At 71.5% G+C, this 11,727-nt stretch carries 10 protein-coding genes; 6 read left to right on the top strand and 4 right to left on the bottom strand.

Features of this window, described 5'->3' with window-relative positions:
* Positions 1 to 113 precede the first annotated feature (113 nt).
* The 5 genes from TR33_RS16210 to TR33_RS25715 all read left to right on the top strand — a co-directional run bounded on the left by TR33_RS16210 (position 114) and on the right by TR33_RS25715 (position 4,839).
* Positions 114 to 1,130 carry a sensor histidine kinase gene (locus tag TR33_RS16210; RefSeq protein ID WP_026124762.1) on the top strand — a complete coding sequence of 339 codons (1,017 nt, stop codon included), beginning with the start codon at positions 114 to 116 and terminating at the stop codon, positions 1,128 to 1,130.
* The gene (locus TR33_RS16205; protein ID WP_017533280.1) at positions 1,127 to 1,921 is read left to right on the top strand and encodes a LytR/AlgR family response regulator transcription factor; all 795 of its coding nucleotides are present in this window, start codon (positions 1,127 to 1,129) and stop codon (positions 1,919 to 1,921) included. The genes TR33_RS16210 and TR33_RS16205 overlap by 4 nt, the downstream gene beginning before the upstream one ends.
* Complete coding sequence (locus tag TR33_RS16200) at positions 1,918 to 2,346, top strand: hypothetical protein (RefSeq protein ID WP_017533279.1); 429 nt, start codon at positions 1,918 to 1,920, stop codon at positions 2,344 to 2,346. The genes TR33_RS16205 and TR33_RS16200 overlap by 4 nt, the downstream gene beginning before the upstream one ends.
* Positions 2,343 to 3,998, top strand: coding sequence for a sodium/solute symporter (locus tag TR33_RS16195; protein WP_017533278.1), 1,656 nt, complete (start codon positions 2,343 to 2,345; stop codon positions 3,996 to 3,998). Before TR33_RS16200 ends, TR33_RS16195 begins: the two co-directional genes overlap by 4 nt.
* Positions 3,999 to 4,119: 121 nt before the next feature.
* Positions 4,120 to 4,839 carry a hypothetical protein gene (locus TR33_RS25715; RefSeq protein ID WP_052358176.1) on the top strand — a complete coding sequence of 240 codons (720 nt, stop codon included), beginning with the start codon at positions 4,120 to 4,122 and terminating at the stop codon, positions 4,837 to 4,839.
* 57 nt (positions 4,840 to 4,896) lie between these two features.
* Here TR33_RS25715 and TR33_RS16185 read toward each other — a convergent pair whose 3' ends face one another.
* From TR33_RS16185 to TR33_RS16175, 3 genes are all read right to left on the bottom strand, one after another.
* Positions 4,897 to 5,670 (bottom strand): bestrophin-like domain, encoded by a 774-nt coding sequence (locus tag TR33_RS16185; RefSeq protein WP_014911828.1) that lies wholly within the window; start codon positions 5,668 to 5,670, stop codon positions 4,897 to 4,899.
* Positions 5,671 to 5,944: 274 nt separating this feature from the next.
* Positions 5,945 to 7,741, bottom strand: a complete 1,797-nt coding sequence (locus TR33_RS16180) for a phosphoenolpyruvate carboxykinase (GTP) (protein WP_199806148.1) — start codon at positions 7,739 to 7,741, stop codon at positions 5,945 to 5,947.
* Between the two features lie 392 nt (positions 7,742 to 8,133).
* Positions 8,134 to 9,036: a universal stress protein gene (locus tag TR33_RS16175; protein ID WP_014909643.1), complete on the bottom strand. Its 903-nt coding sequence runs from the start codon at positions 9,034 to 9,036 to the stop codon at positions 8,134 to 8,136.
* A gap of 233 nt (positions 9,037 to 9,269) precedes the next feature.
* Here TR33_RS16175 and TR33_RS16170 point away from each other — a divergent pair, with 233 nt between their 5' ends.
* Positions 9,270 to 9,998 (top strand): DUF998 domain-containing protein, encoded by a 729-nt coding sequence (locus TR33_RS16170; protein WP_042283905.1) that lies wholly within the window; start codon positions 9,270 to 9,272, stop codon positions 9,996 to 9,998.
* A gap of 5 nt (positions 9,999 to 10,003) precedes the next feature.
* Here the strand turns inward: TR33_RS16170 and TR33_RS16165 are convergent, their stop codons facing one another.
* Positions 10,004 to 11,635: a tetratricopeptide repeat protein gene (locus TR33_RS16165; RefSeq protein WP_042283902.1), complete on the bottom strand. Its 1,632-nt coding sequence runs from the start codon at positions 11,633 to 11,635 to the stop codon at positions 10,004 to 10,006.
* Between the last annotated feature and the right edge of the window lie 92 nt (positions 11,636 to 11,727).

The following is an 11,727-nucleotide window of genomic DNA, read 5'->3' as shown; positions in this document are numbered from 1 at the left end:
ACCGTCGACACAGAGCACGGCGATAGGATCGGCCCGTGTCGTATCGGTGGCTGTCGTGGTTCTCCCCCTCCCGACGCCCCACGACGTCGGAGCACCGGGCGAGTGTGGAATTGATGCGTCAGATCCACGCCCTGGGAGCCGACCTTCGTGACGGGTTGCACGGCCGCGGTGTCGGCGCGGCCGCCCGACGCCTGCGCCGCCTCCTGTCCGTGGACGGGGTCCTCCTGGCCGACCTCGACGGACCCGTCACCTCGAACGGGACACGGCCGGACGCGGCCGAGATCGACGGCGTCCTCGCCCAGGTCTTCGAATACGGCGGTGGCGTACGCGCCCGTACGGCCGACGGCTCCTCGATGTGCGCCGTGCCGCTCCACGTCGCCGACGAGCTCGACGGCGCCCTGGTGGCGATCGGCGATCCCGTCGACGCCGACGTCGAGGCCGCCGCCGCCCTGGTGTCGGACAACCTGGACCACGCGGCGCTGCGACGGGCGCGGGCCCGGATCGCCGCCGCCGACCTGCGCACCCTGCGCGCCCAGATCTCCCCGCACTTCGTGCACAACGCCCTCGCCGTGATCGCGGCCCTGGTCCGCACCGATCCGGACCGGTCCCGCCGGCTGCTCTCGGACTTCGCCGACTACCTGCGGTACGGCTTCTCCGACAAGGGCGACTACGCGACGGTCGCCGACGAATTGGAGGCCACCCAGACCTACCTCGAACTCCAGCGGGCCCGTTTCCACGACCGGCTGGACATCACCGTGCGGATGGCCCCGGAGGTGCTGCCCGTGGCCGTCCCCTTCCTGGTGGTGCAGCCGATCGTGGAGAACGCGATCCGGCACGGACTGGAGCGCAAGGAGGGGCGCGGGCACATCAGCGTGTCCGGCTTCGGCGAGGGACCCCTGTGCGTGATCGAGATCGAGGACGACGGGGTGGGGATGCACCCCGAGCTCGCGCGGGCCCTGCTCGCCGGGACCGGGCCGGAGTCGCGCGGCGTCGGTCTGGCCAACGTCGACCAGCGTCTGCGGGCGGTCTACGGACCGGAGTACGGTCTGGTGATCGAGACCGCGCTGGGAGAAGGGACGAAGGTGACCGTGCGCGTACCGAGATTCGCCCCCGGAGTGGTGGTCGGATGAGACCCGAACTCCGTGTCCTGGTGGTGGAGGACGAGTCCTCCACCCGCCAGGAGATGGCGGCCCTGCTGGAGGACATGCCCGAGGTGTCGGAGGTCCTGGTGGCCCCCAACGGGGCCACCGCGGTGCGTCTGCTGGGCACGCGGACCATCGACGCCGCCTTCCTCGACATCCTCATGCCCGGGCTGGACGGCATGGACGTGGCCCGGGTCCTGACCGTCATGTCGGACCCCCCGTCGATCGTGTTCGTGACCGCCTCGGAGGCGCACGCCGTGGAGGCCTTCGGGATCGGGGCGGTGGACTACCTGCTCAAGCCGATCCGACCCGAGCGGCTGGCCGAGGCGGTGGGACGGATCGCCCAGTTGCGCAACCCGAGCGGGCACTCCTCCCCCGCCGAGGACCTGCACGTGGTCCAGATCGACACCGGCCGACGCACCGTGTTCGTCAAACGCGACGACGTGCAGTTCGTGGAGGCCCAGGGCGACTACGTGCGGCTGCACACCGCCGACGGCACCCACCTGATCCGGTTGTCTCTGTCGTACCTGGAGGAGGTGTGGGCCGCCGCCGGGTTCGTCCGGGTCCACCGCGGTTTCCTCATCGCCATCCCCTGGGTCCGGGACCTGCGCGTGACCTCATCCTCCGGGCTGGTCGCCGGGACCCCCGCCGGGGACGTCCCGGTGAGCCGCAGGCACGGACGGCATCTGCGCGCCCGTCTGTTGGAGGCGGCCAAGCGGGACCAGCTCGGCCGTTCGGCGACCGCGCGTCCGTCGGGGACGGCCAAGGAGCAACCGTGAGCCCGCGCCGGGAGAAGCTCACGAGCCCGCAGACGAGGATCGCCCTGGCCCGGGGCAACCGGCCGGTCCAGCACCTGCAACCGGTGCCCGGACCGGTGGACACCCTGGCGGCGCGCACCCTCTTCAAGGCCCAGCGCCGCGCCGCGATACGCACGGTGGTGGCGTTGGGGACCCTGTTGTTCGGGTTGAGCGGGGCCTTCGCCCTGTTCCCGGCGCTCGGCGAGCTCAGGTGGTCGGGGGTCCCGGTCTCGTGGCTGCTGTTGACGGTGGCGATCTATCCGGCCCTGCTCGCCCTGGCCCTGTGGCACGTGCGGTCGGCCGAGGGTCTGGAACGCAGGGCCGAGGAGGAGAAGGGCGACGTCCGACCGGGCGAGGACCCCTCGTACGGGTCGCGCGAGGCCGGGGACGCCGAGGTCGCCTCATGACGGCTGCGGTACCGGCCATCGGTCTGGTGCTCGTCACGAGTCTGATCATCGGGGTCTACGGGGTGCGGGCCGCCCGGTCCACGTCGGACTTCCTGGTGGCCTCCCGTCGGGTGTCCCCCAACTGGAACGCCCTGGCGATCGCGGGCGAGTACCTGTCGGCCGCCTCCGTGCTGGGGTTGGCGGGGCTGCTGCTCAAGAACGGTCTGGGCACCATGTGGTACGCGGTGGGGTTCACCGCCGGCTACGTCGCCGTGGTCGCCCTGGTGGCGGGTCCGATGCGACGTTCGGGCGCCTTCACGGTCCCGGATTTCGCCGAGTACCGCCTGGGCGCGCCCCGGCTGCGCAAGCTGTGCGGCTGCGTGGTCCTGGTAATCATGCTGTTGTACCTGGTGCCCCAGTTCAAGGGCGCGGGTGTGGTGCTGAGCCTGGTCAGCGACACCCCCTACTGGGTGGGCGTGGTGCTGGCGGGGCTGGTGGTGAGCGGATCCATCGCGGCGGGCGGCATGCGCTCGGCCACCTACGTGCAGGCCTTCCACTACGTCGTCAAGCTGATCTTCCTCGCCGTCCCCGCGATCTACCTGGTGGTACAGGCCGGGGCCGACACCCGGGCCGAGGCCCTGCACCCGGAGTGGGGCACCCACTTCCCCGCCGACACCCGGGTCGAGTTCTCCGTCCCCACCGACTTCACCCTCGACGAGCCGGTCACCGTCGTCACGGCCGATGGCGGGGAGCGGGAACTGTCCGCGGGGGCGCACACGGTCGCGCCGGGCACCGAGTACGTCTTCCCCGAGGGCACCGGGATCCCGCACCCGGAGGGACTACCGGAACTGGGCGGGGAACAGTGGAGCACCCCGTTGTTGAGCGTGGGCGGGCGACCTCTGTTCGAGACCTGGTCGACCCTGCTGGCCATCACCCTGGGCTGTATGGGCCTTCCGCACGTGATCATGCGCTTCCACACCAGCCCGACCGCGCGTACCGCCCGCCGCGTCGCGGTCGGCGTGATCGCCCTGTTGGGGCTGTTCTACCTCTTCCCCGCCGTCTACGGACTGCTCGGCCGGGTGCTCACCCCCCAACTGGTGATGCTCCAGGGCACCGACACCGTGGCGGTGGTCCTGCCCGCCCAGGCCGCCCCGGGCGCGGTGGGCACCCTCCTGACCGCGCTGGTCGCCGCGGGCGCCTTCGGAGCGTTCCTGTCGACCTCCTCCGGACTGTTGCTGGCCCTGGCCGGAGGGCTCTCGCACGACCTCTTCCAGGGCAGTGTGCCCCGGCTACGGCTGGCGGTGGTGATCGGCGCCTGTGTCTCGGTGCTCCTGGCGCTGCCCGCCCGGACCATCGACATCAACGTCCTGGTGGTGTGGGCGTTCACCGTGGCCGCGTCGACCTTCTGCCCCCTCTTGGTGCTGGGCATCTGGTGGCGTCGTCTGACCCTGCCGGGGGCCGCCGCCGGCCTGATCGTGGGCGGGGTGACCGCCACGGGCGCCGTGGGCTGGTCGATCCTGTTCTCCACCCCGCCCGGATGGGTCACGGTGCTGTTGGCCCAGCCCGCCGCCTGGACCATTCCACTGGCCTTTCTGACGATGATGGTCGTCTCCCGTCTCACCCGTCCCCCGGAGTGGGCCGAGCACGCGGTCCTGCGCCTGCACTCCCCCTAGGACCGGCTCGATTCCGTCTTGGGGGAGCGCCCCCGCCCCGTAGCATCACCGTGTGAACAGACAGAAGCACGAGGAGTCACGACCCCCCTCCTCTCCCCCCGCATCGCACCGGAACCGCCCCTTGAGGAAACGGACCCCCGCCACCCGCCGTCGCGTCTCGGCCCTCGTCTGCCTGGCGGCGGGAGCGCTCGCGATCACGGCCGGCCCCGTGTCGGCCTTCGTCGAACGGGCCGCCCCCGCCACGCGGGTCATGCCGTCGGAGACGGACACCGACGCCGGCGCCTCACAGGTGGACGTGGACCCCTCCGGCACCCAGGTGGAGACCCCGAACGCGTACGTCGACATCCGGCCCGGCCCGCACGTCGTGGTGTGCGCCAACGGCACCCACGTGGTCATCCACACGGATCGGGCTCCGATATGCACGCCACCGCCTCCGCCGCCCCCGTCTCCAGAGCCGCCCGCCCCGGAGGAGCCGCCCCGGGAGGAGCCCGTGCCGGAGGAACCGGCGCCGCCGCCCGACTCGGAGGCGCCGCGTGTGCCCCCCGGCGAGCCGGAGGAGCCCGAGGCGGACGAGCCCGGCCCGGAGGTCTCGGAGGCACCGCCCGAGTCGGCCCCGCCCTCCGAAGAGGACCCGTTCGAGACGCCGGCGGAGGAGCCCGAAGCGCCCGCGGACCTTCCGCCCCCGGTCCAGGAGGCGCTCCTTCCGGACACCGGTACGTCCGCTTCGGCCGAGTCCTCCGAGGCGTTCACCCCGATGCGCACGATGGTCGTCGTCGCGATCGTCGCCGTGGGCGCGGCCGTCGGCGGCGGTCGCGCCGTGGCGGCCGGCGCGGTCGGATGACGAAGGGCCCGTCCCGCCGTGGCACGGCGGGACGGGCCCCGGGTCACGCGGCGACGATCACGGTCGCTCCAAGGTCAGGTCGGCGCGATCGAACCCCTCCACGGCGTCCTCGATCGCCCCCGAATCATTGGCCAGGACCCCGTTGTAGGGGTTGCCCATGAACAGCAACAGCACGACCGTTCCGAACAGGAACGCCAGGTTCACCCCGGCCCAGAAGTAGGCGGTCCTGGTCCCCTTCTGGATCATGGCGAACGGCAGTACCGCGATGACCACGGCCGACAGCACGGTGATGGCCATCAGGGCCACGGGAATCCCGTCCTCGGCCGCGTCGGCGCGCTGGGCGCGCGCGTCGCTGAGCTTGGTGAGCTCCTGGCGGGCGGTCAACCGGTCCAACCCGTCGCCGGTGTCGGAGACCGAGAGGGTCCGCACCGAGGCGGACAGCATGGCGAGGTCGTCGTCGCCACCGGGGCTCAGTTCCCCGCTCGACTCCATCAGCGGCCAGTCGTCCTCCACCACCGTCGACAGGTAGGCGCGCAGGTGACCGCGGACGGCCTCGCCCTCCTCGCCGGGGAACGCGGTGCTGCTCCAGTACAGGGCCTGGGCCGCGCCGGCCTCGGCGATCATGTCGTCCTCGGCCGACTTGTAGTCCTCCCATCCGATGACCACGGCCATGGCGGCGGCCACGAGGTACAGGGACAGGACGCAGGGCGCGATGACGACGCCCACAGCACCACCGGAGAGGTCTCCGGAGATCCGGTGGCGCCGGGCGACCAGCACGGCACCACCGACCATGGCGACCAGGACGGCGATGACGACGAACGACGTGAGCATGAGGGTTTCCCGGGGGTTCTCGGCAGAGGACGGACCATCCTTAGCACGCCGTACGGCACCGCCCGGGTGGAAAAGGGGAAAGCGCCATCGGGCCGTGCCCACGCTCGGACCTGCGGTTTCCCCCATGTCATGATCTGCCCGGACACATCACCCGATGCCCCGGAGGACCGCCGAGCACCGGCCGGACACACGAACGGGGCGCGGACACCGTGCGGTGTCCGCGCCCCGTGGTCGGTCGGCCCCGTGCGCGGAAGCGGGGCCGATCATGGAGGCGCTACTTCTCCAGACGGTCGAGCAGCGCGTGGTACTCGTCCCACAGCTCGGCGGGAAGGTGGTCGCCGAAGGTCTTGAAGAACTCGGGGACCAGGGCGGCCTCCTGCTTCCAGATCTCACGGTCGACGTCGAGGACGAAGCGCATGTCCTCGTCCGAGATGTCCAGGCCCTCGGTGTCGATGGCGTCGGTGGTCGGAACGTACCCGATGGGGGTCTCCACGGCGGAGGCCTTGCCCTCGAGGCGCTCGATGATCCACTTGATGACGCGGCTGTTCTCACCGAAGCCGGGCCACACGATCCGACCGTCGGTGTCCTTCTTGAACCAGTTGACGTAGAAGATCTTCGGCAGTTTGGTCTCGTCGGCGCTCTGGCCCAGCTTCACCCAGTGGGCGAAGTAGTCGCCCATGTTGTAGCCGCAGAACGGCAGCATCGCGAAGGGGTCGCGGCGCAGCTCGCCGACGGAACCCTCCTGGGCGGCGGTCTTCTCGGAGGAGACGTTGGCGCCCATGTAGACGCCGTGCTGCCAGCTGAAGGACTCGTTGACCAGCGGGACCGCGGTGGCGCGACGGCCGCCGAAGAGGATGGCCGAGATCGGCACGCCCGCCGGGTCCTCCCACTCGTCGGCGATGGTCGGAGCCTGACCGGCCGGGGTGGTGAAGCGGGAGTTCGGGTGCGCGGCGGGCTCACCGGACTCGGGGGTCCAGGGGCGGCCCTTCCAGTCGGTGAGACCGGCCGGGGCCTCCTCGGTGAGGCCCTCCCACCACACGTCGCCGTCCTCGGTCAGCGCGACGTTGGTGAAGATGCTGTTGCCCCACAGCGTCTCGATCGCGTTGGCGTTGGTCTTCTCGCCGGTGCCGGGGGCGACGCCGAAGAAGCCGGCCTCCGGGTTGATGGCGCGCAGACGGCCCTCGGAGTCGAAGCGCATCCAGGCGATGTCGTCGCCGACGGTCTCGACCTTCCAGCCGGGGATGGTCGGCTGGAGCATGGCCAGGTTGGTCTTGCCGCAGGCGCTCGGGAAGGCGGCGGCGACGTAGTGCGAGGCGCCCTCGGGCGAGGTGACCTTGAGGATCAGCATGTGCTCGGCGAGCCAGCCCTCGTCGCGGGCCATGACCGAGGCGATGCGCAGCGCGTAGCACTTCTTGCCCAGCAGAGCGTTGCCGCCGTAGCCGGAGCCGTAGGACCAGATCTCACGGGTCTCGGGGAAGTGCGAGATGTACTTGGTGGAGTTGCAGGGCCAGGCGACGTCCTCCTGGCCGGGCTCCAGCGGGGCGCCGACGGAGTGGACGGCCTTGACGAAGTCGCCGCGCTCCTCGATCAGGCGCAGGGCGGCCTCGCCCATGCGGGCCATGATGCGCATGGAGACGACGACGTAGGGGGAGTCGGTGATCTCGACGCCGAGCTGGGAGATGTCGCCGCCGAGGGGGCCCATGCAGAACGGCACCACGTACATGGTGCGGCCGCGCATCGAGCCCTTGAAGACCTCGCCGAAGGTGGCGCGCATCTCGTCGGGGGCGATCCAGTTGTTGGTGGGACCCGCGTCCTCTTCACGCTCGGAGCAGATGAAGGTGCGGTCCTCGACACGGGCGACGTCCGTCGGGTCGGACGTGCAGTAGAAGCTGTTGGGGCGCTTCTCCGGGTTGAGGCGGGTGAACGTGCCCTGCTCGACGAGCAGGTCCGTCAGTCGCGTCCATTCCTCCTCGGACCCGTCGCACCACACGACCTCGTCCGGCCTGGTGAGCTCGGCGACCTCGCGAACCCAGGCGACGAGCTCCTCGTTCTTGGTCGGGACTACGCCCAGATCGATACCCACGTCAGCGGTCACAACGACTCCTCTTCGAATTACGAGATCCCTCGCATCATGAACGACGAGTGGCAACACTGACCAATTGGTCTAGGCCAGTGGTCTAAACTTGGGTCGCGAAAACCCCCGATCCCACTGCACAGCAGGCGATTCGGTCACGCGAGTCCGTGCACCGAAGCAGGGACGAACGCTCCCCTCTCGGTGCTGCTCGGAGGCGGTTTCTCCCACCACACGGGGAAAACGCCCGGTCGACACCGACACTCGGTGCTGTTCGTCACATACCCGATCTCACCCGCCGGCATCGCGACTAGACCTGTGCGACGGCCCCGGCGCGACACCCTGCGACGTCGCGCCCGGCCCCCTGACCGCGAACGACGCCGGGGACGGGCTCAGCGCAATATGGCGACCGGACCCCGCGCCCCGTGCAGGACGGCGTGGCTCACCGACCCCAGGAGCAGGCCGCGGAACCCGCCACGCCCCCGGGAGCCCACCACGATCAGATCCGCCGGAGTGGCCTCCTCCAGCAGGGCGACCACCGGATGGGCCCGCACCACGCGCGTGCTCACCCGGACGTTCGGCCGGAGCAGGCTCGGCTCCGCGAGTTCCTCTTCCAAGGCCTGGCGCGCCGCCTCGGCCGCGGTGGCGTCGTCGAACAACTCGGGCGGGATCGGCCCGGTCGCCGCGGCGAAGGCCACCAGCGGCTGCCAGGCGCTGACCGCCACCAGCTCGGTGTCGGCGAACTCCGCCTGGGCGAACGCGAACTCCAACGCCCGACGGCCGGGTTCGGACCCGTCCACACCCACGATGACCCGGCTGCGCACCCCGTAGGCGGCGGCGTGGTCCCGGGGCAGCACGATCACGGGGACCGGGGCGCGGGCCGCGAGCTCGATCCCCACCGACCCCACGAACGCGGCGGCGATCCCGCTCAGCCCTCGCGAACCCACCACGACCGCGGCCACCCCGGGTTCGGAGGCGGCCGAGACCAGGGCACGGGCCGGACGGTCGAACGACAATCGGGTCCGCACGGCCAGTTCGGGGAAGAGCCGCGAGACCCAGTCCTGGGCGTGGTCGAGCAACCGCCCGGCCCCGGCCCCCTCGTCCCCGCCCTCGGGCGGTTCCGTCTCGGGCCATACCTCGAACCCGTCGGTCGTCAACGGGCGCGCCGCGGCCACGATCAGCACCCCCAGACCGCGGAGCGAGGCCTGGTGGGCCGACCACTCCAGCGCGTGTCTGCTGGAATCGCTGCCGTCCACCCCCACGACCATCCATCGTGTCGTGGATGCGCCGTTCATCCCATGCGCCCTTCCGTCGGTCGTCGATGGCCTTCTCCGGTTCCGGCCCGACCGGTGTTCCCGTGATGTTCCACGATGATGCCGCTCGAACACGCACCCGTGGGTAACGGTGCCGCAGCGAGTCGGGTGACGTAGGGTCCCAGAACGGCCGGTGTCCGCACGGGGATGGAACCGTACGGGTGTTTCGAAGCGTCCGAGAGGTATAGAAGAGTCATCGGCGGATTGGGGACGCGATGCCTTACTCGAACACCAGCACCCTGCACTGGGACTACCGGGACGGGCGAGTGGCCGCGGTCATGGCCGCCCTCGTCTACAGCCTGTGGACACTGGAGATCGTCTTCGCCGGGAGCCCGGACTCCACGAGCGGGGCGCTCGCCGATCCCGATTCCTCCTTCGGCCGTTTCCTGGACAGCGCGCATCGGACCGCCGCGATCCTGGTGATGCTCGCCGCGGGCCTGGGCCTGACCCTGGGGGCCACGCGCCCCCGCCGACTCCTGACGATCGCCTGGTGGTCGATGGCCGTGTTCGGCGCGGCCTCGCTGGCCGCCTCCCTGCTGCCCGGACGGTGCGTGGTCTCCACGGACGCGGCGTGCGCCGTGGAGACCCTGGTCGAGGGGGTCGACGGCGCGACGGCCGTCCAGCCCCCGATCGCCGTGATCTCCATCCTCGCGGCGCTGGTGTCGGCGATCGCGCTCACCCTGGACCGGCGTCGGGCCGGGGAGCGCGCCTGGCCGGTCCTGGCGCTGATCACCGCTGCGCAGGCCGTGGCGGTGGTGGTCGTGCTGGTACTCGCGTCCCTGCTGTACGCCTCGGCCGGAGACGGTTCCCCCGGCGTCGCGCTCGGTCTCGCCGAACGTCTCCACCTGGTGACGGTCGCCCTGTGGCTGTTGGCGGTGGGCCTGGTGCCCGGACAGTGGAAGCGGACCCGCCGGGCCCGCCGGATCCCCGAACGCGCGGCCTAGACCGGTCACGCGGGGCGCCGCTCCGGCCGCTCCGGGGCCCCCTCTCTACCGACGACGAACCCCAGCCACTCGGTGTAGGCCTCCAGGGCCGCCCGGGTGCCGGGGGCGTCGGTCCCCAGGGCCCGTACGCACCCGTGGTACAGCTCGCCGAGCTCCTCGAGCGCGGTGGGCTCGTCCTCGTCCATGGTGATGAGCAGCGCCCGGAACATCACCGTCAGCCCGTGGTCGGGCCCCAGCGACCGGACGAACTCCTCGTACAGCCCGTCGAGGCGCCCTCGGTCGGGCTCCCCCGACGGCTCCTCCGCGGTGGCCAGACGCAACCGGACCACCAGGGTGTTGGGGTGGGTCGGCCCCAACAGCCTCTCCCATTCACGGAGCAACTCCCGTTGGACATCGAGCGCGGCGGGATCGCCCCGGCCCTCCATGACCTGCGAGCGGACGAACAGGGTCGCGTAGTGGCGGTCGCCGTGACGGCGACTCAGCCTCGGCAGGAGCGCCTCCGCCTCGTCGAGGGCCTCCCCCGCGTCGCCGGTGGTGACGCGTGAGGCCACCAGAAGGAAGCCGGCCTCCAGCACGTGTTCGTGATCCTCCCCCACCACCCGCTCCAGGTCGGGGAGGATCGCGGTCAGCTCCGCCCCGGTCGTCTCGGTCTCCCCGAGGAGGAAGAGCAGACGCGCACGGCCGAACCGGGTGAGCAGGGTGATCCGGTGATCCGCGGGCAGGAGGCGGGCCAGGTCGGTGAGCAGTTCCTCGTAGTCCCGTTCGGCGCGCAACGGGTCGCCCGAGGAGACTCGGTGGTGGGCGAGCGTCCGACGGGTGTTGAGGACCTCGCGCTCGTCGGGACCCTGGGTCATCAGCCGGGCCCGGAGCAGCCCCTCACAGGCCCGGACGGCGCCCGCCGGGTCGTGGGCCGCCTCATAGGAACGCACCAGCCGCGACCGAGCGGCCAGGGTGTCGGGGTGGCCCGCGCCCCGCACCCGTTCGTAGGCGGCCACCTCGTCCTCGCCGCACCGGGCCGCCCCGACCGGGTCCCCCGCCGCCAGACGCCACCGCACGAGCTCGGTCCGGGTCTCCAACACCTCGGGGTGGTTGGGTCCCAGGGCCCGGCGTCGCCGGTCGAGCAGGTCGTCGTAGGCCTCCGCCGTCGCCTCGGGGCGGTCGGTCTTCCCCGTCCACCAGGCGAAGCGCTCACGGGCGGCGAGCGTCCCCGGGTCGTCGGCGCCGCGCGCCTGCTCGAGCAGGCGGGCCAGTCTCTCGTAGCTGTCCGCGGCCAGGTCGACGAGATCGGACTCGCCCCACAGGCGGGCGATCTCCGCGCGCAACGCCAGCATGTGCGGGTGCAGGGGGCCGATGTCCTCGGACAGCTCCCCCACCAGACCGCTGAGGTCGATGGCGGCGCCCACCGGGTCGTCCTTGCGTTCCAGACACAACGCCATGTGGACACGGACCGTCAGCGCCTCGGGGTGGCCGGCCCCCACCCGTTCCACCACCTCCCGGTGCAGGTCGCGCAGGTCCTCGACGGCCCGTTCGGGATCGATGGTCCCCACGCCCTCCATCGCCCGCCACAGTCGCCGGTCCAGCCCCGGGTCCCCCGTACCGGAGGGCCTCCTGAGATCGTCGAGGACCACGCCCCTCATACCGTTCCCCCTTCTCGCGTGTCCGTCGCACCCGGTCCGACGTGGAAAACCGGTGTGAGGTTTCATACGATTCTCCGGCGAGCGCGCCGGAC

Origin of the sequence: Nocardiopsis alba (genome assembly GCF_000710955.1) — a bacterium.
GTDB classification, from domain to species: Bacteria; Actinomycetota; Actinomycetes; order Streptosporangiales; family Streptosporangiaceae; genus Nocardiopsis; species Nocardiopsis alba.
Note: the sequence above shows the minus strand (reverse complement) of the source record. Positions and strands in the feature narration are given on the sequence as shown.

Bases quoted from the DNA above. Each gene is read 5' to 3' on its own strand.
- TR33_RS16210 (WP_026124762.1), top strand. From the start codon at position 114: ATGCGTCAGATCCACGCCCTGGGAGCCGACCTTCGTGACGGGTTGCAC.
- TR33_RS16205 (WP_017533280.1), top strand. From the start codon at position 1,127: ATGAGACCCGAACTCCGTGTCCTGGTGGTGGAGGACGAGTCCTCCACC.
- TR33_RS16195 (WP_017533278.1), top strand. From the start codon at position 2,343: ATGACGGCTGCGGTACCGGCCATCGGTCTGGTGCTCGTCACGAGTCTG.
- TR33_RS16185 (WP_014911828.1), bottom strand. From the start codon at position 5,670: ATGCTCACGTCGTTCGTCGTCATCGCCGTCCTGGTCGCCATGGTCGGT.
- TR33_RS16175 (WP_014909643.1), bottom strand. From the start codon at position 9,036: ATGAACGGCGCATCCACGACACGATGGATGGTCGTGGGGGTGGACGGC.
- TR33_RS16170 (WP_042283905.1), top strand. From the start codon at position 9,270: ATGCCTTACTCGAACACCAGCACCCTGCACTGGGACTACCGGGACGGG.
- TR33_RS16165 (WP_042283902.1), bottom strand. From the start codon at position 11,635: ATGAGGGGCGTGGTCCTCGACGATCTCAGGAGGCCCTCCGGTACGGGG.